General features: G+C 71.5%; 27 protein-coding genes and 2 pseudogenes. 13 read left to right on the top strand and 16 right to left on the bottom strand.

What is annotated here, in order from left to right; genetic code table 11:
* Positions 1 to 59 precede the first annotated feature (59 nt).
* Positions 60 to 2201 (top strand): exo-alpha-sialidase, encoded by a 2142-nt coding sequence (locus tag ACFWU9_RS06555; RefSeq protein WP_384315267.1) that lies wholly within the window; start codon positions 60 to 62, stop codon positions 2199 to 2201.
* 57 nt (positions 2202 to 2258) lie between these two features.
* On the opposite strand, the gene ACFWU9_RS06560 is transcribed toward ACFWU9_RS06555, so the two are convergent.
* Positions 2259 to 2828 (bottom strand): TetR family transcriptional regulator, encoded by a 570-nt coding sequence (locus tag ACFWU9_RS06560; protein WP_384315268.1) that lies wholly within the window; start codon positions 2826 to 2828, stop codon positions 2259 to 2261.
* A 136-nt stretch (positions 2829 to 2964) separates the two neighbouring features.
* Between ACFWU9_RS06560 and ACFWU9_RS06565 the strand changes: the two genes are divergently transcribed.
* On the top strand, positions 2965 to 3645 hold the full coding sequence (locus ACFWU9_RS06565; RefSeq protein ID WP_384315269.1) for an SDR family oxidoreductase: 681 nt from the start codon (positions 2965 to 2967) through the stop codon (positions 3643 to 3645).
* Between the two features lie 70 nt (positions 3646 to 3715).
* On the opposite strand, the gene ACFWU9_RS06570 is transcribed toward ACFWU9_RS06565, so the two are convergent.
* From ACFWU9_RS06570 to ACFWU9_RS06580, 3 genes are all read right to left on the bottom strand, one after another.
* Positions 3716 to 4381: an SDR family NAD(P)-dependent oxidoreductase gene (locus ACFWU9_RS06570; protein ID WP_384315270.1), complete on the bottom strand. Its 666-nt coding sequence runs from the start codon at positions 4379 to 4381 to the stop codon at positions 3716 to 3718.
* Between the two features lie 77 nt (positions 4382 to 4458).
* Complete coding sequence (locus tag ACFWU9_RS06575; RefSeq protein WP_384315271.1) at positions 4459 to 4836, bottom strand: DUF2255 family protein; 378 nt, start codon at positions 4834 to 4836, stop codon at positions 4459 to 4461.
* A 254-nt stretch (positions 4837 to 5090) separates the two neighbouring features.
* Positions 5091 to 5546, bottom strand: coding sequence for a MarR family winged helix-turn-helix transcriptional regulator (locus ACFWU9_RS06580; protein WP_384315272.1), 456 nt, complete (start codon positions 5544 to 5546; stop codon positions 5091 to 5093).
* A 169-nt stretch (positions 5547 to 5715) separates the two neighbouring features.
* Here ACFWU9_RS06580 and ACFWU9_RS06585 point away from each other — a divergent pair, with 169 nt between their 5' ends.
* Positions 5716 to 7173 (top strand): MFS transporter, encoded by a 1458-nt coding sequence (locus ACFWU9_RS06585; RefSeq protein WP_384315273.1) that lies wholly within the window; start codon positions 5716 to 5718, stop codon positions 7171 to 7173.
* 144 nt (positions 7174 to 7317) lie between these two features.
* Here ACFWU9_RS06585 and ACFWU9_RS06590 read toward each other — a convergent pair whose 3' ends face one another.
* The 3 genes from ACFWU9_RS06590 to ACFWU9_RS06600 all read right to left on the bottom strand — a co-directional run bounded on the left by ACFWU9_RS06590 (position 7318) and on the right by ACFWU9_RS06600 (position 11196).
* Positions 7318 to 8490: a glutathione-independent formaldehyde dehydrogenase gene (locus ACFWU9_RS06590; RefSeq protein ID WP_384315274.1), complete on the bottom strand. Its 1173-nt coding sequence runs from the start codon at positions 8488 to 8490 to the stop codon at positions 7318 to 7320.
* On the bottom strand, positions 8487 to 9224 hold the full coding sequence (locus ACFWU9_RS06595) for a YoaK family protein (protein WP_384315275.1): 738 nt from the start codon (positions 9222 to 9224) through the stop codon (positions 8487 to 8489). The genes ACFWU9_RS06590 and ACFWU9_RS06595 overlap by 4 nt, the downstream gene beginning before the upstream one ends.
* A 136-nt stretch (positions 9225 to 9360) precedes the next feature.
* Positions 9361 to 11196, bottom strand: coding sequence for a protein kinase (locus ACFWU9_RS06600; protein ID WP_384315276.1), 1836 nt, complete (start codon positions 11194 to 11196; stop codon positions 9361 to 9363).
* On the opposite strand from ACFWU9_RS06600, the gene ACFWU9_RS06605 reads away from it, so the two are divergent.
* Both ACFWU9_RS06605 and ACFWU9_RS06610 read left to right on the top strand, forming a co-directional pair.
* Positions 11186 to 11440: a putative leader peptide gene (locus ACFWU9_RS06605; protein ID WP_384315277.1), complete on the top strand. Its 255-nt coding sequence runs from the start codon at positions 11186 to 11188 to the stop codon at positions 11438 to 11440. The two genes, ACFWU9_RS06600 and ACFWU9_RS06605, sit on opposite strands and share 11 nt — an antisense overlap.
* Positions 11441 to 11707: 267 nt before the next feature.
* Positions 11708 to 12784, top strand: coding sequence for an LLM class flavin-dependent oxidoreductase (locus ACFWU9_RS06610; protein ID WP_384315278.1), 1077 nt, complete (start codon positions 11708 to 11710; stop codon positions 12782 to 12784).
* A gap of 52 nt (positions 12785 to 12836) precedes the next feature.
* Here the strand turns inward: ACFWU9_RS06610 and ACFWU9_RS06615 are convergent, their stop codons facing one another.
* The 3 genes from ACFWU9_RS06615 to ACFWU9_RS06625 all read right to left on the bottom strand — a co-directional run bounded on the left by ACFWU9_RS06615 (position 12837) and on the right by ACFWU9_RS06625 (position 14949).
* Positions 12837 to 13853 carry an iron-containing redox enzyme family protein gene (locus tag ACFWU9_RS06615; protein WP_384315279.1) on the bottom strand — a complete coding sequence of 339 codons (1017 nt, stop codon included), beginning with the start codon at positions 13851 to 13853 and terminating at the stop codon, positions 12837 to 12839.
* Positions 13837 to 14142, bottom strand: a complete 306-nt coding sequence (locus ACFWU9_RS06620) for a CDGSH iron-sulfur domain-containing protein (protein ID WP_384315280.1) — start codon at positions 14140 to 14142, stop codon at positions 13837 to 13839. Before ACFWU9_RS06620 ends, ACFWU9_RS06615 begins: the two co-directional genes overlap by 17 nt.
* 201 nt (positions 14143 to 14343) lie before the next feature.
* Positions 14344 to 14949 (bottom strand): TetR family transcriptional regulator, encoded by a 606-nt coding sequence (locus ACFWU9_RS06625; protein ID WP_384315281.1) that lies wholly within the window; start codon positions 14947 to 14949, stop codon positions 14344 to 14346.
* Positions 14950 to 15049: 100 nt separating this feature from the next.
* Here ACFWU9_RS06625 and ACFWU9_RS06630 point away from each other — a divergent pair, with 100 nt between their 5' ends.
* Positions 15050 to 15901, top strand: coding sequence for an SDR family NAD(P)-dependent oxidoreductase (locus ACFWU9_RS06630; RefSeq protein WP_384315282.1), 852 nt, complete (start codon positions 15050 to 15052; stop codon positions 15899 to 15901).
* 16 nt (positions 15902 to 15917) lie between these two features.
* Here the strand turns inward: ACFWU9_RS06630 and ACFWU9_RS06635 are convergent, their stop codons facing one another.
* Entirely contained in the window at positions 15918 to 16394 is a 477-nt protein-coding gene (locus ACFWU9_RS06635; protein ID WP_384315283.1) for a hypothetical protein, read from the bottom strand.
* A 1-nt stretch (position 16395) separates the two neighbouring features.
* A complete protein-coding gene (locus ACFWU9_RS06640) occupies positions 16396 to 17175 on the bottom strand; it encodes a sulfite exporter TauE/SafE family protein (RefSeq protein ID WP_384315284.1) in 780 nt (259 codons plus the stop codon).
* Between the two features lie 84 nt (positions 17176 to 17259).
* On the opposite strand from ACFWU9_RS06640, the gene ACFWU9_RS06645 reads away from it, so the two are divergent.
* Positions 17260 to 18213: a LysR family transcriptional regulator gene (locus tag ACFWU9_RS06645; RefSeq protein WP_384315285.1), complete on the top strand. Its 954-nt coding sequence runs from the start codon at positions 17260 to 17262 to the stop codon at positions 18211 to 18213.
* Between the two features lie 24 nt (positions 18214 to 18237).
* Here ACFWU9_RS06645 and ACFWU9_RS06650 read toward each other — a convergent pair.
* Positions 18238 to 18633 (bottom strand): annotated as a pseudogene (locus ACFWU9_RS06650) (response regulator transcription factor); the annotation flags it as partial.
* Positions 18545 to 18823: pseudogene (locus ACFWU9_RS06655) on the bottom strand (ATP-binding cassette domain-containing protein); the annotation flags it as partial. The pseudogenes ACFWU9_RS06655 and ACFWU9_RS06650, both read right to left, overlap by 89 nt.
* A 185-nt stretch (positions 18824 to 19008) precedes the next feature.
* On the opposite strand from ACFWU9_RS06655, the gene ACFWU9_RS06660 reads away from it, so the two are divergent.
* Positions 19009 to 19308, top strand: a complete 300-nt coding sequence (locus ACFWU9_RS06660; protein ID WP_384315286.1) for a hypothetical protein — start codon at positions 19009 to 19011, stop codon at positions 19306 to 19308.
* Positions 19309 to 19336: 28 nt separating this feature from the next.
* Here the strand turns inward: ACFWU9_RS06660 and ACFWU9_RS06665 are convergent, their stop codons facing one another.
* On the bottom strand, positions 19337 to 19669 hold the full coding sequence (locus ACFWU9_RS06665; RefSeq protein ID WP_384315287.1) for a WhiB family transcriptional regulator: 333 nt from the start codon (positions 19667 to 19669) through the stop codon (positions 19337 to 19339).
* A gap of 204 nt (positions 19670 to 19873) precedes the next feature.
* Between ACFWU9_RS06665 and ACFWU9_RS06670 the strand changes: the two genes are divergently transcribed.
* From ACFWU9_RS06670 to ACFWU9_RS06690, 5 genes are all read left to right on the top strand, one after another.
* Positions 19874 to 20689: a metalloregulator ArsR/SmtB family transcription factor gene (locus ACFWU9_RS06670; RefSeq protein WP_384315288.1), complete on the top strand. Its 816-nt coding sequence runs from the start codon at positions 19874 to 19876 to the stop codon at positions 20687 to 20689.
* A 48-nt stretch (positions 20690 to 20737) separates the two neighbouring features.
* On the top strand, positions 20738 to 21337 hold the full coding sequence (locus ACFWU9_RS06675; RefSeq protein WP_384315289.1) for a dihydrofolate reductase family protein: 600 nt from the start codon (positions 20738 to 20740) through the stop codon (positions 21335 to 21337).
* Between the two features lie 315 nt (positions 21338 to 21652).
* A complete protein-coding gene (locus ACFWU9_RS06680; RefSeq protein ID WP_384315290.1) occupies positions 21653 to 23065 on the top strand; it encodes a family 2B encapsulin nanocompartment shell protein in 1413 nt (470 codons plus the stop codon).
* Positions 23066 to 23316: 251 nt separating this feature from the next.
* On the top strand, positions 23317 to 24615 hold the full coding sequence (locus ACFWU9_RS06685) for a family 2 encapsulin nanocompartment cargo protein terpene cyclase (RefSeq protein WP_384315291.1): 1299 nt from the start codon (positions 23317 to 23319) through the stop codon (positions 24613 to 24615).
* A gap of 5 nt (positions 24616 to 24620) precedes the next feature.
* Positions 24621 to 25526 carry a geranyl diphosphate 2-C-methyltransferase gene (locus ACFWU9_RS06690; protein ID WP_384315292.1) on the top strand — a complete coding sequence of 302 codons (906 nt, stop codon included), beginning with the start codon at positions 24621 to 24623 and terminating at the stop codon, positions 25524 to 25526.
* A 15-nt stretch (positions 25527 to 25541) separates the two neighbouring features.
* On the opposite strand, the gene ACFWU9_RS06695 is transcribed toward ACFWU9_RS06690, so the two are convergent.
* Positions 25542 to 26507 carry an alpha/beta hydrolase family protein gene (locus ACFWU9_RS06695; RefSeq protein ID WP_384315293.1) on the bottom strand — a complete coding sequence of 322 codons (966 nt, stop codon included), beginning with the start codon at positions 26505 to 26507 and terminating at the stop codon, positions 25542 to 25544.
* Positions 26508 to 26669 lie beyond the last annotated feature (162 nt).

Consider the following 26669-nt stretch of genomic DNA (forward strand, 5'->3'; position numbering starts at 1 on the left):
GACCGTTATGCCCCCGCGCCGGCTCTCTCCTCCGTACCGCCCGAAAGGGGTGGCCCACCATGTCCGACACCGGACCCAAGCGCACCGCCATGAACCGCAGATCCTTCGCCCTGGGTGTCGCCGGCGTCTCGGCGACCGCCGCGTTCGGCCCCGCGGCCGTCGGCTCCACCGCACACGCCGCCGACCGGTCGTCCGCGCCCGGCCGGACGGCCGCACCTGTGCGGCACGGCTCCTACTTCCACGAGCAGACCCTCTGGGACTCCGTCGAAGGCCCGCTCGTGAACTACCACGTCCACGCGCTCGCCGTCCTCCCCGACGACACCATTCTGGCCGTGACCGAGGGCCGCCACGAGGTGTGCGACGCCGGCCCGCGCGATCTGCTGCTGCGCCGCAGCACCGACGGCGGCAGGACCTGGGAGGCGAGCCGCTCGCTGGTCACCTCCGCCAACGGCGACTCCTGGGGCAACCCGGCGCTGGTGGTGGACCGTCAGACGCGGGAGGTCTTCCTCTTCTACATGCTCTCGCTCCGGCTGCCGGAGAACACCTCCTGCTCGGGCGACTCCGGCGACCTCTATGTGATCTCCAGCCGGGACAGCGGCAGAACCTGGGGCGACGTGCGCAACCTGGGGGGCCTGTTCGACGGATTCCCCTACAACTGGGCGCTGCACGGCCCCGGTCCGGGCCACGGACTCCAGCTGAAGTCCGGCCGTCTGCTGCTCAACTGCTCGCACCGCAGGGTGATCGTCGGCAACACCGTGGCCGAGCGGTACTACGGCGTCGCGCCGATCTACAGCGACGACCACGGCGCCACCTGGAGGGCGACCGGTGAGGTCCCCGTACAGGTCAAGTACCCCATAAACGAGGCGCGGATGGTGCAGCGCTCCGACGGCACCGTGCTCGTGAACGGCCGCGCGGCGGCGGGCGGCGAGGGGCAGCGCATCGTCTCCGTCAGCTCCGACGACGGTACGACCTGGTCCCAGCCGGCGTTCGACGGCGGCACCGGTTCGTTCAACGCGGTGGACGCCGGCCTGCTGCGCTACACCGGCGGTCCCGGCAGCCGGGAGACGGACCGGGTGCTGTTCAGCCGCCCCGACTCGCCCGTCCGGTACAACATGACGGTCTCGGTCAGCTACGACGAGGGCATCTCCTACCGCTACCGGCGGGTCATCAACGAGAATCGTTCCTTCTACTCGGATCTCGCCCGGCTCTCCGACGGCACCATCGTGCTGCTCTACGGCTGCGACGGCGACCTGGCGAGCGCGCCGCGCCGGGTCAACGTCTGCCGCTTCTCGCTCGACTGGCTGACCCGTGGCCGCGACAGCCTGCGCCGCGGCCCCCGCCTCCGGGAGGCCGCGGTCGCCCTCGCGGACACGGCCCGCAAGGTCACCGGCGGCACGGTGCGGACGGTCGCGGATCCGCTGGCGCGCGGCGGCGAGCGGCTGGTCTTCACCCCCGAACAGGTGGGCGGCGCGGTCGAGTTCACCTTCCGGGTGGCACGCTCCGCCGAGTACGAACTCCTCCTGCGCCACTACCGCTCGGCGGACGGCGCACTGGCCACGGTCACCGTGAACGGCAGCAGGCTCCCCGCCTTCGCGATCGACACCACGGCGCAGTCCGCCGACGGCTTCGACCTCGCCCGTATCGGCACCGCCCGGCTGCGCGCCGGGCGCCACACCGTGCGATGCGTGGTGACGGGCGCCGGCCGGGGCGGCGGGACCGTGCTCGGCCTGGACTCCCTCAGCCTGGTCGAGGCGCCGGGCACCGCCGACGTCCGCGCCGAGGTGGTCGTGGACAACGACCGGCTGGGCTTCGCGGTCGTCAGCGGCAGCTGGCCGACGGCGACGGCCGACCCCGGCTTCTGGGCGGGCAACTACCGTACGGCGCCCGCCGGTTCCGGCGAGCGGACGGTGCGCTGGCGTCCGGCGGTACCCCTGGACGGTTCCTACGAGATCCAGACGTCGTACCCCCCGGGTGCGGGCCGCGCGAGCAACGCCCCGTACTCCGTCGTCCACGCGGACGGTACCGCCGCCGTCCGGGTCGACCAGCGGGTGGCGGGAGCCGCCGATCCGCGTGGCGGCTCATGGGTCTCGCTGGGCACGTACCGGCTCCGGGCCGGCCTCGGCACCTCGGTCGAGCTGTCCAACGACGCCGACGGGACGGTGGCGGCCGACGCGATCCGGCTGCTGGGCCCGCGCCGCTGAGGCCCGGCCTCCGGGCCGCCCCGGCCCCGGGTCGCCGGGGCGGCCCGGAGGGGAGCGTTACTCCGAAACCTCGGCCCGCGCCGCCGCGAGGAGTTCGTCGGAGAGCGGGTCGTCGCGGACCGCGCGGGCCAGGATCAGCGCTCCGACCATCGTGCTGAGACGGGCGAGACCGTCGTCCCCCTCGTCGTCGTCGGCCATCTGCCGCGCGAACGCGCGGACCCCTTCGGCGTAGGTGTGGCGGGCCGCGCTGCCCGCCGCGCCGCGCGCCATGTCGACGGCCAGACCCGCTGTCGGGCAGCCCCCGGCCATGTCGTCCCGGTGCGCGGGGGAGAGGTAGTGGTCGACGAACGCGCCGCGCGCGGTCTTCGCGTCGCCCTCACCGTCGCCGGCCCCTGCGGGGGCGGCGCCCTGCTCCGCGAAGTCGTCGAACGCGACGGCGGTGGCCTCGTCGACGAGGGCTTCCTTGGAGTCGAAGTGCTTGTAGAAGCCCCCGTGGGTGAGCCCGGCGGCCTTCATCAGGTCGGCGACGCTGACACCGTCGGTGCCCTGTTCGCGGAAGAGACGGGAGGCGGTGTCGACGATCCGGCGGCGGTTCTCCTGCGCCTGTTCCTTCGATGCGCGGCCCATGGGCCACCTCCCTGAATAAATGTTCGATGACATCTATCGTACGCCTCACACCTTCCCTTTTTAGATTATGACTGTAATCTATGTGAGCCGGCGGCGGCCGGAAGAGGCCGTTCGCCTTCCACGAAGGGGCAGGACCATGGAACTGAACAACGCCGTAGCGGTTGTCACCGGCGCCAACCGAGGGCTGGGCCGTCAGATCGCCGAACAGCTGCTGCGACGTGGCGCCAAGGTGTACGCGGGGGCCCGCCGCCCCGAGACGGTCGACCTGCCCGGCGCCGTACCGCTGCGTCTGGACCTCACCGATCCGGCGTCGGTCCGCGCCGCGGCGGCTGCCGCCCCCGATGCCACGCTCCTGGTGAACAACGCGGGCATCTCCACCCACACACCCCTCGTGGCGGGCGATCCCGACCGGATCCGGCTGGAGATGGACACCCACTTCTTCGGCACTCTGCGGGTGACCCGTGCCTTCACGCCCGTCATCGAGGGCAACGGCGGTGGCTCGATCCTGAATGTTCTCTCGGTGCTGTCCTGGTTCCACCCGGCCGCCCTCGGCGCCTACAGCGCGGGCAAGGCGGCGGCGTGGGCCCTGACCAACTCGATCCGCGAGGAGCTGGAGCCCCGGGGCATCCGGGTGTCCGCCCTGCACGTGGGCTACATGGACACCGACATGGCCGCGCACATCGATGCGGACCAGAAGATCTCCCCGGCGGCCGTCGCGGCGCTGGCCCTGGACGGTCTTGAGAAGGCCACCCCGGAGATACTGGCCGACGAGGTGACGCGCCAGGTCAAGCAGGGCCTCGGGGTGGTCACCGGCTGATCATGCGCCGACGCCCATGGCCCACGGTCGACGCGCTTGGCCACCGCTCGCCCGTGCTCCCGCCGGCGGGTCAGGGCTCCAGGGGTTCGGCGTAGTGCCGGAACTCCCCGCGCTCCCGGTACATCCCCCAGAGCGTGTCGGCGAGCACGGCCGGGTCCTTGCGCGGATGCCCGGGGGTGATCGCGCCGGGGATGACGAGCTGCGCCGCGTGGATGTTCTCGCTCGCGAGCGCGTCGTGGAGCATCCGCGCGTAGGCGCTCTCCCCGGCGAAGGCGATGGAGGTGCCCGCCCGGTCGGGGTGCGGCTGGACGGCCGTACCGCCGTTGATGAACAGCAGCGTGCCACGGCCGAGGGTGCGCATCCCGGGCAGTACCTGACGGACGGCCGTCATCGGTCCCATGACCGAGAACGCCAGCGGAGCCTCGATGTCGGCCGGCGTCGTCTCCAGGACCGGCTTCATGAAGTCCCTGTGCGGGATCGGGCTGTACTGAAGGACCTCAACGGCGCCGAGGTCCGTGGCGGCCGCGTCCAGCGCGGCCGAGAGCGCGGCCGGATCGCGTACGTCGGCGGCGAACCCGCGCGCGTTCACGCCCTCGCCGCCGAGCTCGGCGGCGAGGGCGTCGACGTGCTCCTTGGTACGGGAGACGAGGGCGACATCGAAGCCTTCACGCCCGAAGCGGCGCGCCACGGCGCCGCCCAGACCGCTGCCTGCTCCGACGATGGCGAGGGTGGTCATAGGAGGGTCCTTGTCATGAGAGCGGGCCGGGCCGCGGCGGGGGAGTCCGGACGGCCGCGGACTCCCCCGCCACCGGTTCAGCGGGGGACGAGCTTGAGGGTCGTGGCACGGGCGCCGTCGGCCACCATCGGGTCGACATAACTGTCGCTGTAGCCGCCGTACTTGCTGCGGTAGGCCCGGTCGATCCGGTCGTTGAGCGCCGGGTCGTCCTCCTCCACGAACGTGACGTCCTTGTCCACACCGCCGGAGCTGATGTGGCCGGCGTGCTTCGCCTTGGCCGCGCGGAACCAGACGCCGCCGGGTCCGCGGAAGGCGCGTATGTGCAGGTCGTCGCCCTCGCGGACCACCCAGATCGTGGTCGGGCGGCGTGGCGTGTCGTCGCTGCCGAGCGGAGCGACCTCCAGCTCGTCGGCGTGCTCGATCCTGTTCAGCTCGTCCTTGGTCCAGGTCGCCATGGGGGGTCTCCTTGTCGGCGTGGGCGGCTCGCTCGCCTCGGTCCGGTATGCGGCGTACTCCCTTCCAGACTGGCGGCCCCGACCCGTGACGCGCACCTCGACGAGCGGCGCCGATCCCTCGACAACCACCGGGCCGGACCGATCCGCGCACCGTTGGCCTGCCCGGCAGCCGCCGATCGCCGCCCCTCGCGCGACTACTCCATACGGATGAATCCCGGCCGGCCGGCAGAGGCGCGGCGCGGACCCGCCCTCGCTCAGAGGCGCGGCCAGGGCCTTCCGGCGAGCCGTTCGATGTCGGTGTTGAAGCGCTTCAGATACGCGGCGAACGCGGCGATGTCCTCTTCCGGCCACTCGGACATGACCCGGTCCAGGGCCTGCACCGTGGCCTCCCGTTCCTCGTCGAGGACGCGTGCGCCCTCGTCCGTGATGCGGAACTTACGGGCCATACCGCCTTCGGGATCCGGGATGCGCTTCACGAGCCCCGCGCGCATCGCGGCCGCCGTCTGACGGTTCAGGGTGGAGGCGTCGAGCCCGAAGGCGTCGCTGAGTTCGCCGATCGACATCGGCCCCTGGAGGCGAATACGGCTGAGCAGGATGTAGGCGCTGCGTTCCAGTACGCCGTCCTTGCGGCGTCCGCCCTTCTGGTGCAGAAACGTGTGGCGGCTGAGGAGCATCTGCTCGTACTCGACCTCGTGCGTGGCGCCGACCATGCCTGTGTCGCCTCCTGCCTCTCTCGCCGGGCCATTGTCGCATCACGTCCGTACGGCCCGGACATCATCTTCTCATGTTTATGCATTGTGCACGTAAGATGCCCGATGCACATGGTATGTATGATGCACATGTTCTTTTCAGGTAAGACAGCCCTAGGAGTCCCCTTTCATGGACGCCCCTCAGCCCGCATCCCGCTCGGGCGGTGTGGTCGCGACGCTGGCGCTCGCCGGCACCACGGCCGCGATCATGCAGACGCTGGTCACCCCGCTCATCGCCGACCTGCCGAAGATCCTGAACACCAGCGCGTCGAACGCCACTTGGGTGATCACGACGACCCTCCTGGTGGCGGCCGTCTGCGTGCCGGTCGTCGGTCGCCTGGGTGACCTGATCGGCAAGCGCCGCATGCTTCTCGTCTGCTCGGTGCCGCTGATCGCGGGCTCGGTGGTGTGTGCGCTCTCGTCGTCCGTCCTGCCGATGATCGTCGGACGCGGGCTCCAGGGCATGGGAATGGGCATGGTGCCGCTCGGTATTGCCCTGCTGCGCGATGTCGTACCCACGGAGAGGCTCAGCTCCTCCATCGCGCTGGTGAGCGCCTCCATGGGAATCGGCGGCGGCCTCGGGCTGCCGATCGCCGCCGCGGTCGCCCAGTACGCCAACTGGCGGGTGCTCTTCTGGGGTTCCGCCGTACTGGCCACGGTGATCGCCGTGATGATCTGGACCCTGATCCCGGACGTGCCCGCCAGCGCCAAGGGGCAGCGGTTCGACGCGCCCGGCGCGATCGCCCTCGGCGCGGGTCTGGTCAGTCTGCTGCTCGCGATCTCCAAGGGAGCGGACTGGGGCTGGAGTTCGGGGACCACACTGGGTCTCTTCGTGGCCGCCGTCGTGTTGCTGGTCGGCTGGGGCGCCTGGGAGTTGCGCACGACCGACCCGTTGGTCGACCTGCGCACCACCGCCCGTCCCCGGGTCCTGCTCACCAACCTCGCGTCGATCTTCGTCGGTTTCGCGATGTACTCCAGCATGCTGGTGGTTCCGCAACTGCTCCAGTTCCCCGAGGCCACCGGCTACGGCCTGGGGCAGTCGATTCTCGCGTCCGGTCTGTGGATGGCACCCGGCGGCGTGATGATGATGATCGTCTCCCCGCTCGGCGGAAAGCTGACCAACTCCCACGGCCCGAAGCTCACGCTCCTCAGCGGCGTCCTCGTCATCGCCGCGGGCTACGGGCTCTCGCTCGTGCTGATGGGGTCGGCGTGGGGGATCATGCTCGCCATCATGGTGATCAACAGTGGTGTGGGACTGGCCTACGGTTCGATGCCCGCGCTCATCATGAGCTCCGTCCCGCTCTCCGAGACCGCCGCCGCGAACAGCTTCAACACCCTGATGCGCTCGCTCGGCACCTCGATCGGCGCCGCCGTGATCGGCGTCGTCCTCTCCCAGATGACGACCGACATCGGCGGCTTCACCATCACCTCCGAGAGCGGCTTCCGTACGGGCCTGCTGATCGGCTGCGGTGTCGCGCTGGTCTCCGCCGCGATCGCGGCCGTCATCCCGGCGGTACGCACCGCTGCCGGCGGCCTGGAGAAAACCCACGGAAGTTCCGAACCGGAGAAGTCCGCGGTCAAGGCGTGAGGACACCTGGCGAGGGAGCGGTGGCCTCGGGGCACCGCTCCTTCCGGGGGATCTGCGCCGCGCTCGGACCCGGCGACACCTGACCTCCCGGCGACGCCCGCCGCGGCCACGCTCCCGCAGGCCGCGCGGAGCGAGGGGATCGGCCTACGGGCGGAGCACCGCCTTCACGATGCCGTCGGCGCGGCGGTCGAAGGAGGCGTACAGACCCGGCGCGTCGGCCAGCGAACCGTGATGCGTGACCACCTTCTCCGGCCGCGCCCGGCCGTCCAGCACCAGGTCGCGCAACAGGCGCGTGTAGCGCCGGTCGTGGGTGCGGCCGAAACCGACGTGGACGCCCCGGTCGAACAGCGTCGCCCACGGCACCCGGAGCGATCCGTCGTGATGACCGCCCACCGCCGGGTTGACATCCCCGGCGGCGAAGACCCCGGCGATACCGAGCGATCCGGCGGGGTTCACCAGCCGTGCGAGGTCCTCGATGACCTGACGCGGGTTCTCCCGCCCCGGCTCCGCCCGGTCGCGCGCCTGGAAACCGACCGCGTCGATGCCGCAGTCCACCCCGTCCGTTCCCTCCTCGCCCGGCGGCAGCCCCCGCTCGCGCCGGTGGTCGCGGATCTGCCGGACGGGGTCGCCGGCGGTGAAGTCCACCGGTACGGCGCCGAATTCGGCGGCGACGGCCAGCCGCTCGGCGATGTGGTCGACCACGAAGACCTGGCCGGCGCCGCGGATGACGGCCGAGTGGGCGGCCAGCAGCCCCACGGCCCCCGCGCCGAACACGGCGACGCTGTCGCCCGGTCGTACCCGGGCCAGCTCGGTGGCGTGCCAGCCCGTGACGAACGCGTCCGCCAGCAGCACGAACGCGTCCTCGTACCGGTCGCCGGGCTCGCCGGGCAGAGGCACGCAGTTCGCGTCGGCGTACGGCACGCGCAGCAGTTCGGCCTGCGCGCCGCGGTACGGTCCCATGCCCGCGTAACCGTACGCGGCACCGAAGGCGCCGGGCCTGATCCTGCTGCACGCGGCGGTCAGCCCACGGGCGCACTGGGGGCAGACGCCGCAGAAGAGGTGGGTGGGCATCACGACCCGGTCGCCCGGCGCGACCGCCGTGACGGCGGAGCCGGTCCGCTCGACCACCCCCAGCGGCTCGTGGCCCAGGACGAGGCCCGGCTCCGCGCCGGTCCGGCCGTCGTACATGTGCAGGTCGGTGCCGCACAGGGCGCTCGACGTGATCCGTACGAGGGCGTCCGTCGGCTCCTCCAGCGCCGCGTCCTCGACGTCCTGCACGGACACCCGGCGGGTGGCGTCGTAGACCACGGCCTTCATGGCATGTCTCCTGACGGTGTGGCGGGGGCGGGGGTGGGCCGCCGCGGGCGAGGGGGGACGGCCACGCACGCGAGTGCGGCCGACGCCAGGACCAGCGGGACGGTCATCGCCCAGGGCGCGGAGGCCGAGTGGACCAGCGCGCCCACGGCGGCGCCGCCGGTGAGCGAGATCAGCCGGGCCAGGTTGCCGAGGTCCGCGCGGCGTTCGCCGGGCGGTCCGACGGCGTGCGCGACCACCTGGGTGAGGATGCCGGTGAAGTACGTGCCGGGCCCGCCCGCCGCGCCCGCCCCGGCCAGCGCGGCGGACTGGATCCCCATGGCGGCGGCGATGGCGACGAGCACGACATCGGGCCAGGGCTCGGCGGGTGCCCCGTCGGCCGCCCCCCAGCCGACGGCGACGGCGGCCAGGAGCAGCACCTCGACGGCGAGACTCCGTACGACCGCGCGCGGCCAGCGAGTCTCCGGCTCCCCCGGCCGGTGCCGGGCGAACGGCGCCACGGCCGCGACCCCCGCCACATAGCCGCCCAGCGCCAGCAGCGGCATGGCCGGCCCGCCCTCGTGGCCCGTTCCCGTCAGCGAGAGCCCCAGAAGAACGAGGTTTCCGGTCATCACACCGGCGAAGACCCGTCCCAGCGCGGTGAACGCGAGTACGTCGACCGCGCCGGACGCCCCGGCGAACAGGATCAGCGCACCCCACTGGGCGCGCCCCGGACGCACCGCTTCGGTCGTCGGCACCCCGTCACACCGCCTCCGCGTCGCCTGCCCGAAGAGGCCACCAATACGGTGCGGGGGCGCGGCCCGCACCACGCCGAGCCGACGCCGCGGACCGGCTCACCCGTCCGGCGCAGACCTGCCGTGAGGAGGCGCCGCCTCAGCTCTCCGTGGGGTCCTCGGCGTTGCGCCAGATCTCCAGGTCGAGGGTGACGTACTGGCCCGGGTCGTTCTCCCCGGACTTGCCCTGATAGGTCGCCACCGCGATATGGCCCGCGTCGCTGAGCACGCAGATCTCCGACCCGCGGCTGAGCTGGTCGAGGCTGATCTTCTGCGTGAAGCGCGTCTCCGTGCGGCAGGTTTCCAGAGAGCCCTTCTGCGTGTTGTTCAGCAGGACGAACTTCCCGTTGGCGGTGCCGATGGTGGCCTCGTCCAGGAAGTCGACGTCGCTGAAGTAGACATCCGCGTTGCCGTAAGCCGCGTCCTCGCTCTCGACCGGGCGCGGCGGGCTGTCGGCGAGCATGAGCTCGTAGCCGTCCGTCAGGTCGATGCCCTTGTACGAGACCGGCTTCGGGTCCGCCCTCTTCTGTCCGCCGCCCGAGGCCTCGCCGCTCGAATCACCGCTCTCGGGGCTCCTGCTCGTGCTCGTGCCGGACGACTTCGACTCGTCGTCGCCGCTTGAGCCGTCCGGCAGCAGGGACCCGACGACCGCGAGGACGACGATCGCGCCCACGACCGACGCGGCGACGATCAGCCCGGTCCGCTTCGGCCTGGGCTGCTGCGGCGGTACGTAGGGAGCGTGCACGACGGGCGGCGGGGTGTGGTAGCCGGGCGGGGGCGTCTGGTACCCCGGCGCGGATGTGGGCCGCGTCGGGTGCCCGTGCGGCGGCGGAGGCACCGGGCCCGGCGCTCCCGGCGCGCTCCGCGTCGGCGCGGCGTGCGAGAACCCGGTGGGCGCGTACGGGTTCACGGTGCCCGGCGCCGGCGGCTGAGGCGAGTACTGCGTCGGCGGATGCTGGGGGGCGAACTGCGTCGGTGTCGGCGCGACGGTGGGCTGCGGCGGCGGGGTCCTCGCCGGCTCGGGCAGCCGCAGCCGCTCGGTGATCGATCCCGCGACCGAGCGCGGGAGCCAGTCCTCGCCCTGGCGCAGCGGCTCGGGCGAGATCTCGTGGCACAGCTCGATGATCTCGGTCAGGCTCGGCCGGGCGTCCGGGTCGCGCGTCAGACAGCGGGACACCAACGGCAGCAGTTCCGCCGGGACCCGGCTGAGATCGGGGTCCTCGTGCACGATCCGGTAGAGCACCGCGTGCGAGGACCCCTCGCCGTAGGCGGGTGAACCGATCGCCGCGAAGGCCGCGATCTGGCCGAGGGCGAAGACGTCGGTGGCGGGGCCGACCGTACCGGCCGCCGCCTGTTCGGGCGCCATGAACGCGGGGGTGCCCACGCTGACTCCGGTACCGGTCAGCGCGGTGGTCTCGGCGGCGCGGGCGATACCGAAGTCGATCACTCGGGGGCCGTCGGAGGCGAGAAGCACGTTGGCGGGCTTGAGGTCGCGGTGGACGATACCCGCGCCATGGATGACATGGAGGGCCTCGGCGACCCCGACCGAGAGCAGCAGCACACTCCGCAGCGGCAGTGCGCCGTGCTGGGCGACGGCGTGCGAGAGCGAGGGGCCCGGCACATACGCGGTGGCGAGCCAGGGCTGGGCGCCTTCGGTGTCGGAGTCGATGACCGGAGCGGTGTACAGCCCCTGCACCCGCTCCGCGGACTGCACCTCCCGCTGGAAGCGCAGCCGGAACTCGGGGTCCTCGCTGAACTCGGGCCGGATCACCTTGATCGCGATGGGCCTGCCGCCCGGCGTGTAGGAGAGATACACCTTGCCCATTCCGCCGGCACCGAGCACGGCGGCGAGGCGATACCCGCCGACAACATCCGGGTCGCTTTCCCCGAGCGGTTTGAAAAGGTTGGCGGAAGGTGTACTGGTCATGGCGATCATCCCCTGTTTACGGCAGTTCAGCTCCTGCCGATGCCCCGAAGTCAACGGGGAGCGTACCGACTTTCCTTCGGTGTGCTCACCACGCGCGGCAACAACCCTGCAACAACAGGGCTTTCACCGGCCGCGTCGGCGCATTGCCAGGATCCCTCGCGTCACCTACCGTTGCATCGTGCATCCAGGTGTGAGGCTCGTGACGCGCATTCACGTCGACCTTCTGCGGTCGGCCAGTGCGCTCTGTCTTTAGTGCCGCCTGACCTCTAGGCGCCGGCCGCGTCCAGCGCCGCGCCCGTAATCGATCCGCCGGGGCCCTTCCTCAACAGGACACCGATCGGCCCGGCGATATCCCCTTTTTCGCGGCCCCCTTTCTCTCTCACCGCGCCGTGCTTCGCTGCGGGCCGATCCTTGGACCTCGGCCGCCCGCGAGCGGCGGCGCGCGTGATTCACCACCGAGCGAGCACGGCGAGCCGGGCGACCGATGCCGCCGTGCCCGACAGTGAATCGGAGTACTGACATGAGCGACGAATACCTCTGGTACATCCCCAACACGGTCGAGCCAGGCCACCGAGGAGACGACACCACCGACGGGTGGGGCACCCTCGGCTTCTCCACCGAGATCGCCCGGGCGGCGGAGGCCCACGGCTGGGGCGGAGCCCTCATCGGTACGGGATGGGGCCGGCCCGACACCTTCACCGTGGCCACCGCACTGGCAGCCCTCACCACCACGTTCAAACCGCTGGTGGCCATTCGCCCCGGCTACTGGCAGCCCGCCCACTTCGCGAGCGCCGCGGCCACGCTCGACCGGCTCAGCGGCGGACGCCTGTTGGTCAACATCGTCAGCGGTCTCGACAACGCGGGGGCGTACGGCGACGGAGAGAGCGACCCGGCCCGCCGGTACGACCGCACACGGGAGTTCCTCCAACTGGTGCGCCGGCTCTGGACGGAGGAGAACGTCACCTTCCGGGGCGAGTTCTTCGGTGTGGAGGACTCCACCGTGAGCCCGCGCCCGTACGGCGCCGAGAACGGCAGGACCCCGACGCTCTACTTCGGCGGCGCCTCCGCCGCGGCCGAGGCGGTCTCGGCCACCGAGGCCGACGTGCAGCTCTTCTGGGGGGAACCGCTCGACGGCGTGGCCGAGCGGATCGACCGGCTGGAGAAGCTGAGCCGGTCCCTCGGCCGGACCCACGCGCCGCTGGAGTTCGGACTGCGCGTCACGACGCTGGTCCGCGACACGACCGAGGAGGCCTGGCGCGACGCGGAGGCGAAGGTGGCCCGGCTCGCGGGCGTCCGTGACACGACGATGCACGGCGGGCGGCGCAGGGCCGTCGGCCAGCAGCGGCTCTACGACCTCGCGGAGCGCGGTGAGGTGCTGGACTCCTGCCTGTACACCGCGCCCGGGCGGGTCGGGGGCGGTGGCGCGGGCACCACCTGGCTGGTCGGCTCCCCGGACGACGTGGCCGCCGCGCTGCGGGAGTACCGCCGGCTCGGGGTCACCCACTTCGTCCTCTCCGACACCCCGTACCGGCCGGAGGTCGCCCGTATCGGCGACCAACTGCTCAGCAGGCTCCGGGAACGGGACCCGGTGGCATGACGGCGACCCGCGGCGCGCCGCGACCGGCGACCCGCGCCCGGGCCCGGGCCCCTCACGATGGCAGCGGGCGCCGCAGGGCGCTCCGGCCGGCGCGCCACGCGGGGAGCAGACGGGCCGCCAGCCGGTCCTCCACGAGCACGGTGGCCCGTACGCCGAACGCGACATCGGGCTCCAGATGCGGCTCGTCGGCCAGCAGCCCGGCGACTACCTCGCGCCGGACGACCTGTTCATGGACCGCGTCGGCCTCCACATGCTCGTCGTAGAAGCGCTCGGCGGCGGCGCCCGCGCCGGTCCGGCGCATGGCCCGCGCCAACCGCCGGGACCCCGGGGACGACGTCACCTCCACCACCGCGAAATGACCCACGAGAGCGCCCCGCAGCGCGCGGTGGAGTCCCAGCGTGGACATGAGGTTGACGGAGGCCAGGGCCTCGGCGGGTGTCGCGTCCACGTAGTGGCCGTAGCGGGTGTCCAGCTGGAGATCCGCCATCAGATCGGCGAAGAGCCGTGCGTGGATGGACTCGGGATGGCCGGCTCCGAACTCGTCGAACTCGACGGCCACCATGCCCGCCTTCGCCCTGCCGTGCAGCCGGGGGAGAACCCAGGCGTGCGGGTCGGCCTCCTTGAGGTGGTAGGGCGAACGCAGCGCCGCGTACTCGCGCAACTGCTCGTGGGTGCCCTCGCGTTGGAGGAAGTGCGTCATGCTCGTCGGGTCGTCGCCCAGGGGCTCGACGAGCAGGTCCGCCAGCGCCTCTTCCACGTCGTCGCCCCCGGGGGCCGCCTCCCGTACGGCGCCGAGGAATCGGTCCTCCAGCCGGCGGCGCAGCCGCAGCAGGTCGGGGTCCCACTCCCGCCGGTCGTCGACCCCCTCGAATCCCTGGTAGTGCAGCTCGTACAGGACGTAGAGCGCCAGTTGCAGATCGTCACCGAAGGGGTCGGCGGCGGCCACGGGCTCCGACGGGAGCGTGACGGCTGTTCCCTCGCCCAGCGCCTTCCGTACGGAGGCGGAGATCGCGCCCCGTTCCTCCGGCAGCGGCGGGCTCAGCGCGCGTGACTCACGGTACGGCGTCACCGCCGGGCCCTCCCTCCTTCTGCTCCTCCCGGGCTTCGCCGCCGGGACCGCGGCCGTCCCCAGGGCCCCGGCGCTCCTCCCGCCGTTTCCGGCGGCGGTGGCTCGTGTCGCACCACGGGTAGGAGCGGCTGCGGCGGCAGGCGCACAGGGCGACGACGAACCGGTTCGAGACGCAGGTGTTCCCGGCTCCGTCGACCGCCTCGACCGGCCCCTCCACGAGGACCGGCCCGTCGCGGTCGACCGAGACACGGCGGGGGCGCGGCTGCGGTTGTCCGGAGGAGTTCGGCACGGTTGACCACCAGTTTTCCCTGTTCGTCTCGTCGGCCACGTCACGGGAGCCCGCCCGCGTCGCGCGACGCGAGAACCCGCACCTTCCAAGCTCCCCCGACAACCGTGGTCGCACCACCCGGGGAACCGCGCACGGACGCCGGGGCCGCCGTGATCCCGGTCCCGATGGCGCTGCCGGAGGGACAAACCCCCCGGTTCGCGCTCAGCCCTCGTCGTCCGGGGCGCCGTCGTCGGGCGCGTCGGTGGTGACGCCGACGACGCGCGCCACCGCCTCGACCACCGTGCGGCGCCGTTCGCGCCGGCTGACGGGCGCGGCGAGGGTCGAGAACTCCGGGTTCATCGTCGCCCAGGACGTCGAGAGCGCCTGGATGAGCGCCAGCAGCTGGACGGCGGTGAAGTGGGACGGGACCGATCCGTCGTCCTGCGCGGCCGCGATGCGGTGGACCCGGAGATCGTTGGTCTCGATCAGGGTCTGGAGGTGCGTGGCGTCCGCGCGCTCCAGGCGGTACCAGGTCGACAGCCGCAGCCGCTCGGGGTCGTCGGCGAAGTGGTCGAACATACGGCCCGCGTACGCCGGCAGATCGTGGGCGTCGAAGTCGACCTCGGCGAGGGACTCCTTGACGTAGTTGCTGAAGACCGCGTCGAAGAGCTGTTCCTTGTTGCCGAAGTAGGTGTAGATCCGCTCCTTGCTGCTCGCGGCCCGCTCCGCGACCCGGTCCATGCGGGCGCCGGCGATCCCGTAGGTGGCGAACTCCTCGGTGGCCGCCTTCATGATGCGGGCTCGTGTCGCGTCCGGATTACGGGGCATGGCTCCAGCTTACCTACCAACTAGTAGGTTGCCAACCGGACCGGATGGAGGCACGCTGGAAGTACCAACCAACTGGTTCGTAGGTATCAAGGAGCGCAACATGGCACGCCACACCTGGCTGATCACGGGAAGCTCCCGCGGCTTCGGGCACGCAGTCACGAAGGCGGCGCTGGAAGCCGGCGACAACGTCGTCGCCACAGCCCGCCGGCCCGAGCAGCTCGCGGAGTTCGCCGACACCTACGGCGACCGCGTCCGTACCGTCGCTCTCGACATCACCGACCCCGAAGCCGCCCGCGCCGCCGTCGCCACCGCGCTGGAGGCGTTCGGCTCGCTCGACGTCGTCGCCAACATCGCCGGCCGGGCGAGCTCCGCGTCCATCGAGGACATGGACCCGGAGGACTTCCGGGCGCAGATCGAGACCAACCTCTTCGGCCTCGTCAACGTCACCCGCGCCGCGCTGCCCCACATGCGGACCCGGCGCGCGGGGCACTTCCTCCAGTTCTCCTCGATCGGCGGACGCGTGGGCGGCACCCCGGGCATGGGCGCCTACCAGACCGCCAAATACGGCGTCGAAGGTTTCTCCCAGGTCCTGAACACCGAGGTCGTGCCGCTCGGCATCAAGGTCACCATCGTCGAGCCCGCCGCCTTCCGGACCGACTGGGGAGGCTCGTCCATGACCATCCAGGAGCCCGGCCCCGACTACGCGTCGTCCGTCGGCGAGATGCACGCCTACCGTCGCGACCACGCCGGCAAGGAGCCGGGCGACCCCGCACGGGCGGCCCGCGTCCTGATCGACATCGTCAACAACCCCGAGCCCCCGCTGCGGCTCCTGCTGGGCGCGGACGCCGTCGCGATCGCCGAGAAGGCGTCCAAGGAACGTGCCGCCGAGGCCGCGCTCTGGGCCGACGTCAGCCGCTCGACGGCCTTTGCCGACGAGGACGCCGCCGCCTGAGGACCCGCGAGGCGATTCATCCGTCGATGCCGGGAGGCGAAGGATCGGTCCGGTGGAAGAGCCCGCCGGACACCGGCGCGCCGCTGAGTCCGTGGTCCCCGTCCCTGTGGCGCAGCACCCAGTCGTCGAGGTCGTGCGCCGCCTCGTACGGGGCCACGGCCAGATAGGCCCGCCACCAACGCGTCTCTTCCGGCTTGGCTGCCGTGTCCGTCCCGGCGGAGCGCGAGCCCTTCCGGACGTGTTCGAACGCGACGGCGGCTTCGTGGAATCGGTGGGCGGCGGCCAGAATCTGGGCGGCGTCGGCCAGGGCGGAGCCCGCCCCACCGGAATCCGCCGGACCGGCGGTGCCGTCGGGCGCCAGCTCGTGCACGCCGACCGGGACGGCCGTGCGCGCGAGTTCGGCCAGTTCGTACGCCGCGAAGGCCATCTCCAGCCTCGCCCGCGCCACGTCGGTGTACGGCGCTCCCGCGTCGCCCTCGGCACCTGCCGCCATGTCAGCCACCCCCCGTTCCGCGCAGGAAGTAGAGGACGGTCATGGTCACGGCGATCGTCAGGACGGTGCCGCGCAGCGGCCGCGCCGGAAGACGGCGCGCGAGATGGGCGCCCGCGAATCCGCCGGCCACCCCGCCGAGCAGCATCGCGAGGAGGAGCAGAGGTGTGCCGAGCGCGTCCGACGCGACGAGGAACAGCGCGGTCGCGCCGAGACAGACGGCCCCGACCTGGGCCATGCGCATCGGATTGCCGGCCGCCGTGTCCAGACCCGGCCCGACGCTCCAGAGCGCCAGCATCATGGTGCCTACGGCGCCGCCGAAGTATCCGCCGTACACGGCGAGGACGAACTGCGCGATCAGCAGAGCCCTCGGGCCCATCCCGGCACCGGCCGGGCGCTCCGTCGCCGCGCTCAGCGCCCGGGAGACCCGGCGCCCGAAAGCGAGGACCAGCGTGGCGAAGGCGAGCAGCCACGGCACCGCCGCGCCGAACGAATCCGTCGGCAGCGTCAGCAGCGGGCCCGCGCCCAGTACGCCGCCGACCAGGCTGACCGACGTGAGCGCGGTGGTGGATGTCCCCCCGACCGTGGTCAGTTGACGCCGGTGGACCCACGCGCCGGCCAGGGCCCCGGGTACCAGGGCGACGGTCGACGAGGCGTTGGCCGTCGCCGGCGACAGACCGGCGGCGACGAGGGCGGGCAGCGCGACGAACGTACCTCCGCTGCCGACGGCGTTCAGCGTGCCGGCGACGGCACCGGCGACAAGGACGAGAGCGATCTCGGACACCCGCCGAGGATCACCCCGCGACCCGTCGGTTCACAATGCGTCATTGCTGTACCCAGCCTTAGCCCCTGCCTTAGGCTGGGACGGATGCGCTACGACCTGGACGATCTGCGGCTCTTTCTCGACATCCTGGCGGAGGGGTCGCTCACGGGAGGCGCCCGCCGGGTGCACCTGAGTCTGCCGTCCGCCAGCGCGAGGGTGCGGGCGCTCGAACACACCGCCGGTGTGGCACTGCTGATCCGGGGCCGCAGGGGAGTACGCCCCACCCCGGCCGGCACGACACTGGCCCGCCACGCACGCGACGTCCTCGCGCAGACGGCGCGGCTGGAGAGCGCCGTGGCGAGCTACACCCGGTCCCGTTCGGCTCCGCTGACCCTGCTCGGCGGCGGCTCCGCCATGCAGGGGTTCGTGCCGGGGGCCCTCGTCTCGTTCCTCCGCGCGCACCCGGACATCGACGTCCGGGTCTCCGAGAGCCGTACCCCCCAGACCGTACGCATGCTGACCGACGGCGAGGCGGACCTGGGCATCGTCATCGACGACGAGGAGGCCCGAGACTGCGGCCTCGACACGGAACCCCTCGGTGACGACTCCCTCGTCGTGGTCGGACAGGCCGGCGGGATCCTCTCCGGACGCACCGCACTGACCTACAGCGAGGTCGCCGAACACCCCCTCGTCGGACTCGACGCCGGCTCCTCGCTGCGCCGCTGGATGGAGAAGAACCTCGGCCCCCACGCCCCGGTGGTGCGCTACCGCACGACCGTCGCCGGCCTGAACATCCTCGTCGCTCTCGCCGCCGCGGGTGTCGGGCTCGCCGTCGTACCGCGTCGCACCGTCGATCCCCACCAGCTTCTCGACGTCTGTGAACTCCAGGAGCCCTGGGCGCGCCGCCTCCATCTGCTCGCCTGGGGCGCGAAGACGCGCACCCCGCGTACGGCCACCGACGCGCTCGCCGAACATCTGCGTGTCGCGGCACGGTCCGACCGGGATTTCCGGGACGGCCAGGAAGCGCCCGCCAACGACAGCCGGATGCAGAAAAGTTGACGTGCCGTCAGTCGCGCGCCGCCGTCACACCCGCAGATAGCGGATGACCGCGAGCACCCGCCGGTTCAGGTCCTGCGACGGCGGCAGACCGAGCTTGTCGAAGACGGCGGCCACATGCTTCTCGACGGCCCCGGCGGAGACAGTGAGCGACTGCGCGATCGCCGCGTTGGTGCGGCCCTCCGCCATCAGGGACAGCACCTGGCGCTCCCGTTCGGTGAGCGGGGCGAGATCGGCGGCCCGGCTGCCCGCCCCGGCCAGCTGGGTGACCACCTCCGGATCGAGCGCGGTGCCGCCCGCCGCCACCCGGGACAGCGCGTCGGTGAACTCCGCCACGTTCGCCACCCGGTCCTTGAGCAGATAGCCGACGCCCGCCGAGCCGGCCGCGAGCAGTCGCGTCGCGTACTTCGTCTCGATGTACTGGACGGCCGCCGATGGTGGCGGCTCCGGCGTCGGGCCGGTCCAGGCCCATGATCATGCGCATCGTCGTCGACTTGCCCGACCCGTTGGGGCCGAGAAAGCCGGTCACGGCCCCCGGCCGTACATCGAAACTCAACGCCTCGACGGCCAGCGTGGGGCCGTACCGCTTGGTGAGACCTCTGGCCTCGATCATCACAACTCCCTGCACCGTGTTCCTGGCGTGCTCAGTGCGCTTCACGCTAGGTGCGCCCCGGCCCCCGCCGGAACGTGGCTTTCCTCTGCCCCCGCGCGCCCGGATACAGAAAGCCGCCGGACGCCTACGCTGGGTCACTTCAGCGGGCGGCGCCGGAAGCGGTCCGCGCGAGGAGAGGACTCGGCATGATGCGACGACGACGTGCGGCCCTGGCCCTGGGGGCGCTCGCGACCGCCGCGACCCTGGGACTCGCGGTGCCCGGCTCGGCCTACGCGGCGGAGGGCTCCCTGTTCATCAACGGCTCCGAGCACGTCGATCCGCGGGGCTGCTACCCGATCGACTGGTTCCCGTCCTCGGTGGCCAACCACACGGACGCGATCGCCGAGGTCCACACCGGGAGGGACTGCACGGGACAGGTCGAGGAACTCGTGTACCCGGGCAAGACCTACCGTACGGAAACGGCCGCGAGCGTCTTCATCCTCTGAGCGCCCCTCCCGCCCGCTCGGCCCCGCCCTAGAAGCCGATGACGGGCAGGTGTGTGCCCCCGCCCCCGCCTTCGCCGTCCTGCGGCTCGTCGTGCTCGGTCCGCGCCGTCTCCAGGAGACGCCGCCAGGATGTGACGGTCGGTCTGCGCCGTAGCAGCGCCCGCCGTTCGCGCTCGGTCATGCCGCCCCAGACGCCGAACTCCTCCCGGTTGTCGAGGGCGTGAGCCAGGCATTCGGTGCGCACCGGGCACCCCAGACACACGGACTTCGCCTTGTTCTGCTCCTGGCCCTGCACGAACAGGGTGTCCGGGTCGACGGCCAGGCAGGCACCCCGTCCGCTCCACTCCAACTGTGCGTTCATCGCGCCCCCTTCCCCTGGAAGATCAGACGCTACAAAACGCTTCTCCGTTGCGACAGATGGCAGTTCGTCGATCACCTCTTCGGACGGTAGCCCGTGGGGGCGCGTGGGGGCGGCGCGAGGGGTGGCGGAGACCCGGCTTCCCCGGCCCCCTCCCGCCGAGAATATTCCTTGACAAGAATATTCTCTTCGTTGAATACTGCCGCCATGGACGGGATCGCATCAGCACTTGGAGACGCCGCGCGGTGGCGCGTCGTCGAGCTCCTCGCCGAGCGGCCACGGTCTGTCGGTGAACTGGCCGAACTGACCGGACTGCGGCAGCCGCAGACCACCAAGCACCTCCAGACGCTCGCCCGCGTCGGCCTCGTGACGGTCTTCCCCCTCGGACAACGCCGCGTGTACGCGCTTGAGCCGGCGCCCCTGACGGCTCTCTCGCTACGGCTGCGGGAGCTGGCCGGCACCGCCGACGCGCACGCGGGCGACAGAGACGTCATCGCGCGGTATCGCGCCGCCATCGAGGCGGAATCGGCGGTCGCCGACCGGGAACGCTGGGCGGACGGGCGCACCTTCTCCTTCGAGCGTGTGCTGGCCGCGCCCCCGGATGCCGTCTGGCGGCACTGGACCGACGCGGAGCTGCTCGCCTCCTGGTGGGTCCCGCCGTCGATGACGGTCACCGACTGCGCCCTTGAGCCCCGGGCGGGCGGGCGCGTCGTCCTCGACTACCGCGACGCCGAAGGGCGTTACCACTCCGCGGGCCGGGTCCGTGCCGCCCGGGAACCCGAACACCTGGTGTTCGACCTGTCCGTGCTGGACGGCGCGGGAGCGGTCTCGTTCACCGGCCACTACGACCTCGACCTCACCGCGGCCCCCGAAGGCACCCGGCTCCGACTCGGCCTGCGCGTCACCGGAACGACCGTCGATGCCATGCCGTACATCGCCGGCATCGAGACCGGCTGGAGCCAGGTGCTCGACAACCTCGCCGACACCGTCGGGCGCCGCCCGACGCGGCGGCCGGGCGACTGACCCGGCGACCGACACGACATGCGACAACAACCCGAAGGAACGACTGACATGAGCAACTCGACCGACCGCAAGGTGCGAGCGAACATCAGCCTCACCCTCGACGGACGCCACAGCGGTCCCGGGGGCCCCGGTGATCTCGGCGCGATCGTCCCGTACGCCGTCACCGAGGTCGCGCGCGACCATCTCACCCGGATCTGGGAGGGCGCGACGACCGCCGTGCTCGGCCGGCTCAACGCCGAGGGCTTCCTGGGGTACTGGCCGTCGGTCGCCGACGACGAGAACGCGGACCCCCGTGACCGCGGATACGCGAAGTGGCTGGTGGACGCGGAGAAGGTGGTTCTCTCCCGCACCCTGACCCGGGCGCCGTGGGAGCGCGCCCGAGTGGTGAACGCCCCCGTGGCGGACGTCGTCACCGAGCTCAAGGCCACCGGCGGGGGCGACATCCTCGTCAACAACAGCGCGAGCGTCATCAAGGCACTGCTCGCGGCGGACCTGCTCGACCGGCTGTACCTCATGATCTGCCCCGAGATCGCCGGCGGCGGACAGCGGCTGTTCGACGACGGGCTGCCCGCGTCGAAGTGGACGCTCACACGCCAGGAGACCGGCGCCCTGGGCGAGATGGCACTGATCTACGACCGCGTACGCTGACGCCCCGCCCCCGCGGCCCCCGCCGGACCAGGCCGACCACCCGGTCCGGCTTCCGGGCGTCCTTCCCGGTGCACACGTGGAGACCGTGCGACCGTCTTCCGGGATACCAACCGCCGTCCCTGCAAACCTTGTTGGCGGGAAGATCAGCGAATCGAGCTAATGCCGACGTCTTCTCGGCGCCCACCAGGTGCGCCGCGATTACTGTTCCCACGTATCTGGACGGTTTCCCAGACGTTTGCCCCGCTTCATCCTCGTTCCCGGTGCCACACACGCCACGCGTGCCCACCACCGCCCTTACGAAGGAGAGTTCGCTCGATGACTGTTGATACCAGCCCCGAAGCACAGCTGGACTCGCCTCGGCAGTCCAGCCTGGGCACCGCGGCTGCCCGCAACCTCGCCACCACGAGCAAGTCCGCCCCGCAGATGCAGGAGATCACCTCCCGCTGGCTGCTGCGGACGCTCCCCTGGGTGGAGACCAAGGGCGGTGTCTACCGGGTGAACCGCCGGCTGAGCTACACGGTCGGCGACGGGCGCGTGGAGTTCGTCCAGGACGGTGCCGACGTCCGGGTGATCCCCCGCGAACTGAGCGAACTGGCCGTGCTGCACGGCTTCGACGAGATGGACGTGCTGACCGCCCTCGCCGACCGCTGCGTCCAGCGCGACTTCCGCGCCGGCGAAACGCTGGTCGAGCGCGGTACGCCCGCCGAGCAGATCCATCTGATCGCCCACGGCCGTGTCAGCCAGACCTCCGTCGGCAAGTACGGCGACGAGACGGCCGTGGCCGTCCTTGCCGACGGTGACCAGTTCGGTGAGAACGCGCTGCTGGACACGGACGCCCGGTGGGAGTACACCGCCACCGCCGAGACAGCGGGCACCCTGCTCACCCTGGACCGGGCCGACTTCGCCGCCGTGGTGTCCTCGTCCCCCGGCCTCCGGACGCACGTCCAGCGGTTCCGCTCACTTCCCCTCCAGCGGCAGAACCGTCACGGCGAGGCCGAGATCGCGATGTCGGCCGGCCACACCGGCGAGGCCGAGCTGCCCGGCGCGTTCGTGGACTACGAACTGAAACCGCGCGAGTACGAACTCTCCCTCGCCCAGACGGTTCTGAAGGTCCACACCAGGGTCGCGGATCTCTACAACGGGCCGATGAACCAGACCGAGGAGCAACTCAGGCTCACCGTCGAGGCGTTGCGCGAGCGCCAGGAGTACGAGCTGATCAACAACCGGGAGTTCGGTCTGCTCCACAACGCCGACTTCAAGCAGCGCGTCCAGACCCACTCGGGCCCGCCCACCCCGGACGACCTCGACGAGCTGCTCTCCCGCCGCCGTGGCTCCAAGGTCTTCCTCGCCCACCCCAAGGCGATCGCCGCGATCGGCCGCGAGCTCAACCACCGGGGTCTCTACCCGAACCATGTCGACCTCGGCGGCCAGCAGGTCCCGGCCTGGCGCGGGGTCCCGATCCTGCCCTGCGGCAAGATCCCCATCACGAAGGAGAAGACCACCTCGATCCTGGTCATGCGTACCGGCGAGGACAACCAGGGCGTCATCGGACTGCGCCAGACAGGACTGCCCGACGAGATCGAACCGGGCCTGTCCGTACGGTTCATGGGCATCGACGAGAAGTCGATCATCTCCTACCTCGTCTCCACCTACTACTCCGCCGCGGTCCTGGTGCCGGACGCGCTCGGCGTACTGGAGAACGTGCAGATCGCCGGCCGGCACGGCTAGCCCGGACCGGGCCCCGGGCTTCGAAGCCCCCGGGTCTGATCCACGAGGACGCGCGGGGCCCCAGAGCCCCTCTCCCGGAACCTGCCGGGCTCGCGTGCCCCGTACACGCCCTGCCCCGTAACCGCGCCCCGCCCCCGGCCCGATCCATCCCGACCCGTCCTGCCCGGCGGTCACGACAAGCCATGCGCCCCGGGTCGGCCGAGCGTGCCCGCACACGGCACACCCACTCCCACCCCACCAAGGAGCCATGGATGCCCGACCCTGAGCTCTCCCCACCGCAGTCGAGCCCGCCCGCCGCCGCGACCCACCTCGGGGCGTACGTCCTCGCCAACGCGGCGGCGCGGGCCCTCGACGTCGGAGCCGCCGTCGGCGAACCACCTCCCGTGCCCGCCTCACCCGCCCCGGCGCCCTCCCTCGACCTGCCCGTCGCCGAGGCGCGGACCCCCACCGCCGACCTGGAACGGATTTTGCGCGGCCCCAGCGGCCTGGGCACGTCCGGCCTCTACTTCACCCCCCGCGAGCAGCCGGCACCTGGGCCCGCCACAGCTGTGCCGGACGCGGCGACGGTGGAGGGCAACCCGATCCCGGGTCTCTACCACCATCCCGTGCCGGAGCCCGATCCCGTACGGGTGGAGGAGGTCAGCCGCAGGATCAAGGCTTGGGCGCTGGACGAGGTCGACCTCTATCCCGACGACTGGGAGGACCAGTTCGACGGCTTCTCCGTCGGCCGCTACATGGTCGTCTGCCATCCGGACGCGCCCACGATCGACCATCTGATGCTCGCCACGCGCCTGATGGTCGCCGAGAACGCGGTGGACGACTGCTACTGCGAGGACCACGGAGGCTCACCCATCGGCCTCGGCGGGCGCCTTCTGCTGGCGCACACCGCCCTCGACCCCCTGCACACCACCGAGGAGTACGAACCGCAGTGGGCATCGTCCCTCCACTCGGACGCGCCCCGCCGCGCCTACCGGTCCGCCATGGAGTACTTCACCCAGGGGGCCAGCCCATCCCAGGCCGATCGCCTCCGGCACGACATGGCCCGTCTGCACCTGGGGTATCTCGCCGAGGGAGCCTGGGCGCAGCTGGACCACGTCCCGGAGGTGTGGGAGTACCTGGCGATGCGTCAGTTCAACAACTTCCGCCCCTGTCCCACCATCACCGACAGCGTCGGAGGGTACGAACTTCCGGCGGACCTGCACGCGCAGCCCGCCATGCAGCGGGTCATCGCGCTCGCGGGGAACGCCACCACGATCGTGAACGACCTCTACTCGTACACGAAGGAACTCGCCGCCCCCGGCCGTCATCTGAACCTGCCCGTGGTGCTCGCCGAACGTGAGGACCTGTCCGAACGCGACGCCTATCTGAAGGCGGTCGAGGTCCACAACGACCTCATGCGTGACTTCGAGGCCGAAGCCGCGGCCCTCGCCGAGGCCTGCCCCGTGCCGACCGTGCGGCGCTTTCTGCGCGGGGTGGCCGTGTGGGTCGACGGCAACCACCACTGGCACCGGACCAACACCTACCGCTACAGCCTGCCCGACTTCTGGTAAGAGGAATGGACTCATCTGTGACCAGCACTGACCACACGACCGTCGCCCCCTCCACCGGCGCCTCCGTCTTCATCCCCTCCCCGGTGACGCCCTACCAGGGGGACATCGCGCGCTACTGGGACCACGAGGCGAGGCCCGTGAACCTGCGGCTCGGCGATGTCGACGGCCTGTACCACCATCACTACGGCATCGGTGAGGTCGACCACGCCGCCCTCGGCCGGCCCGAGGACAGCGCGTACGAGAAGAGGCTGATCGCCGAACTGCACCGTCTGGAGTCGGCGCAGACCGATCTTCTTCTGGACAACCTCGGCCGGATCGAGCGCGACGACACGCTCGTGGACGCCGGCTGCGGCCGGGGCGGATCGATGGTCATGGCCCACCAGCGGTTCGGGTGCACGGTGGAGGGCGTCACCCTCTCGGCGAAGCAGGCGGACTTCGGCAACCGGCGCGCCCGTGAACTCGGCATCCAGGACCACGTCCAGGCCCGCGTCCGCAACATGCTGGACATGCCCTTCGAGTCCGGGCAGGCCGCGGCCTCGTGGAACAACGAGTCGAGCATGTACGTCGACCTGGACGACCTCTTCGCCGAGCACTCGCGGGTCCTGCGGTCCGGCGGCCGCTACGTGACCATCACCGGCTGCTGGAACCCGCGTTACGGTCAGCCCTCCAAGTGGGTGTCCCAGATCAACGCGCACTTCGAGTGCAACATCCACTCCCGCCGCGAGTATCTGCGGGCCATGGCCGACAACCGGCTCGTACCGCAGGCGGTCGTCGACCTCACTCCCGACACCCTGCCCTACTGGGAGCTGCGAGCCACGTCCTCACTCGTCACCGGGATCGAGGAGGCGTTCATCAACTCCTACAAGGACGGCTCGTTCCAGTACGTCCTGATCGCTGCCGACCGCGTCTAGGAGCAGGGCCCCCGGTCACCGGACCTTGGACTCCACCCGTCCGAGCGGGTTCGGGCCGGCGGCCAGCTCCGCACGGGCCGAATCCCAGGCGGAGTCGCCCGCGTAGAGCGCCGAGCGGAGATAGGCCCAGGTCAGCCGCAGGACCGCGGACAGCCGCTCGGGGCTCTCGTCGGTGGTCTCGGCGACGTCGTAGCCGGAGACCCCGCCGAGTCCGTGCTCGGCGCCGAACACGGTGAGCAGGGACTTGGGGCCGGGGGAGAGGACGTACGGATCGGTGTGCCAGTCCGGGCCCACGACCGTCAGATGGGCGGAGGCGTCGTTGTCGCCGGCGACCACCAGGGTGGGCGGCGTCATCTTGGAGAAGTCCGTGGTCAGGAGGAAGGGGAAGTTCTCCGCGACGGGCTCGGTGAGCGCGTCTCCGCCTCGGCCCGTCGAGGCGAGCAGGACGCCCGCCTTGATCCGGGGCTCGGCCAGGTCCACCTCGGTCCCGTCGTCCGGGTCGGTGAGCCTGGCACCGAGCAGGAGGCTCGCGGTGTGCCCGCCCAGCGAGTGCCCGGCGACGGCGACCCTGCTTCGGTCCAGACGCCCTCGGAGCTGGGGGACGGCGACCTCGATCGCGTCGAGCCGGTCGAGGACGAACGTCATGTCCTCGGCCCGCGACCGCCAGAAGAGAGGTGCCCCGGGAGTCCCGGCCGGCAGGTTCAGCGTGGCGGAGCTGAGGTGGGTGGGCTGGATGACGACGAAGCCGTGCGCCGCCCAGTGGTGGGCGAGGGGGGCGTAGCCGTTCAGTGAGGAGAGATTGTTCGAGTAACCGTGGCCGTGCGAGAGGAGGATGACCGGCAGGTCGGTCCCGGTCACGGGTGCGGAGACGCGTATCTCCAGGTCGACGGGACGGCCGGGAGCCGGCAGTACGACCGGGGCGACGGAGAGGACGGGAACGGGAGACGGGAGGGCGTCGGGGGTGTACGTCGTTTCACTCATGATGCGTAATCCGTTCGGGAGAAATTCGGAGCATCGTTCCGTTTCAACATACGGAGCGGTGTTCCGCTTTGTCAACCCGCCTCGGAATGGCGCTCGGGGGTGACGCTTCGTACGTATGTGCCCATGTGACCTGCGGCGTGTCTCGGCCTATAGTTACGCGTA

Origin of the sequence: Streptomyces sp. NPDC058653 (genome assembly GCF_042716895.1) — a bacterium.
Classification (GTDB): domain Bacteria; phylum Actinomycetota; class Actinomycetes; order Streptomycetales; family Streptomycetaceae; genus Streptomyces.

Bases quoted from the DNA above. Each gene is read 5' to 3' on its own strand.
- ACFWU9_RS06555 (WP_384315267.1), top strand. From the start codon at position 60: ATGTCCGACACCGGACCCAAGCGCACCGCCATGAACCGCAGATCCTTC.
- ACFWU9_RS06560 (WP_384315268.1), bottom strand. From the start codon at position 2,828: ATGGGCCGCGCATCGAAGGAACAGGCGCAGGAGAACCGCCGCCGGATC.
- ACFWU9_RS06565 (WP_384315269.1), top strand. From the start codon at position 2,965: ATGGAACTGAACAACGCCGTAGCGGTTGTCACCGGCGCCAACCGAGGG.
- ACFWU9_RS06570 (WP_384315270.1), bottom strand. From the start codon at position 4,381: ATGACCACCCTCGCCATCGTCGGAGCAGGCAGCGGTCTGGGCGGCGCC.
- ACFWU9_RS06575 (WP_384315271.1), bottom strand. From the start codon at position 4,836: ATGGCGACCTGGACCAAGGACGAGCTGAACAGGATCGAGCACGCCGAC.
- ACFWU9_RS06580 (WP_384315272.1), bottom strand. From the start codon at position 5,546: ATGGTCGGCGCCACGCACGAGGTCGAGTACGAGCAGATGCTCCTCAGC.
- ACFWU9_RS06585 (WP_384315273.1), top strand. From the start codon at position 5,716: ATGGACGCCCCTCAGCCCGCATCCCGCTCGGGCGGTGTGGTCGCGACG.
- ACFWU9_RS06590 (WP_384315274.1), bottom strand. From the start codon at position 8,490: ATGAAGGCCGTGGTCTACGACGCCACCCGCCGGGTGTCCGTGCAGGAC.
- ACFWU9_RS06605 (WP_384315277.1), top strand. From the start codon at position 11,186: ATGGCGATCATCCCCTGTTTACGGCAGTTCAGCTCCTGCCGATGCCCC.
- ACFWU9_RS06600 (WP_384315276.1), bottom strand. From the start codon at position 11,196: ATGATCGCCATGACCAGTACACCTTCCGCCAACCTTTTCAAACCGCTC.
- ACFWU9_RS06610 (WP_384315278.1), top strand. From the start codon at position 11,708: ATGAGCGACGAATACCTCTGGTACATCCCCAACACGGTCGAGCCAGGC.
- ACFWU9_RS06625 (WP_384315281.1), bottom strand. From the start codon at position 14,949: ATGCCCCGTAATCCGGACGCGACACGAGCCCGCATCATGAAGGCGGCC.
- ACFWU9_RS06630 (WP_384315282.1), top strand. From the start codon at position 15,050: ATGGCACGCCACACCTGGCTGATCACGGGAAGCTCCCGCGGCTTCGGG.
- ACFWU9_RS06635 (WP_384315283.1), bottom strand. From the start codon at position 16,394: ATGGCGGCAGGTGCCGAGGGCGACGCGGGAGCGCCGTACACCGACGTG.
- ACFWU9_RS06645 (WP_384315285.1), top strand. From the start codon at position 17,260: ATGCGCTACGACCTGGACGATCTGCGGCTCTTTCTCGACATCCTGGCG.
- ACFWU9_RS06660 (WP_384315286.1), top strand. From the start codon at position 19,009: ATGATGCGACGACGACGTGCGGCCCTGGCCCTGGGGGCGCTCGCGACC.
- ACFWU9_RS06665 (WP_384315287.1), bottom strand. From the start codon at position 19,669: ATGAACGCACAGTTGGAGTGGAGCGGACGGGGTGCCTGCCTGGCCGTC.
- ACFWU9_RS06670 (WP_384315288.1), top strand. From the start codon at position 19,874: ATGGACGGGATCGCATCAGCACTTGGAGACGCCGCGCGGTGGCGCGTC.
- ACFWU9_RS06675 (WP_384315289.1), top strand. From the start codon at position 20,738: ATGAGCAACTCGACCGACCGCAAGGTGCGAGCGAACATCAGCCTCACC.
- ACFWU9_RS06680 (WP_384315290.1), top strand. From the start codon at position 21,653: ATGACTGTTGATACCAGCCCCGAAGCACAGCTGGACTCGCCTCGGCAG.
- ACFWU9_RS06685 (WP_384315291.1), top strand. From the start codon at position 23,317: ATGCCCGACCCTGAGCTCTCCCCACCGCAGTCGAGCCCGCCCGCCGCC.
- ACFWU9_RS06690 (WP_384315292.1), top strand. From the start codon at position 24,621: ATGGACTCATCTGTGACCAGCACTGACCACACGACCGTCGCCCCCTCC.
- ACFWU9_RS06695 (WP_384315293.1), bottom strand. From the start codon at position 26,507: ATGAGTGAAACGACGTACACCCCCGACGCCCTCCCGTCTCCCGTTCCC.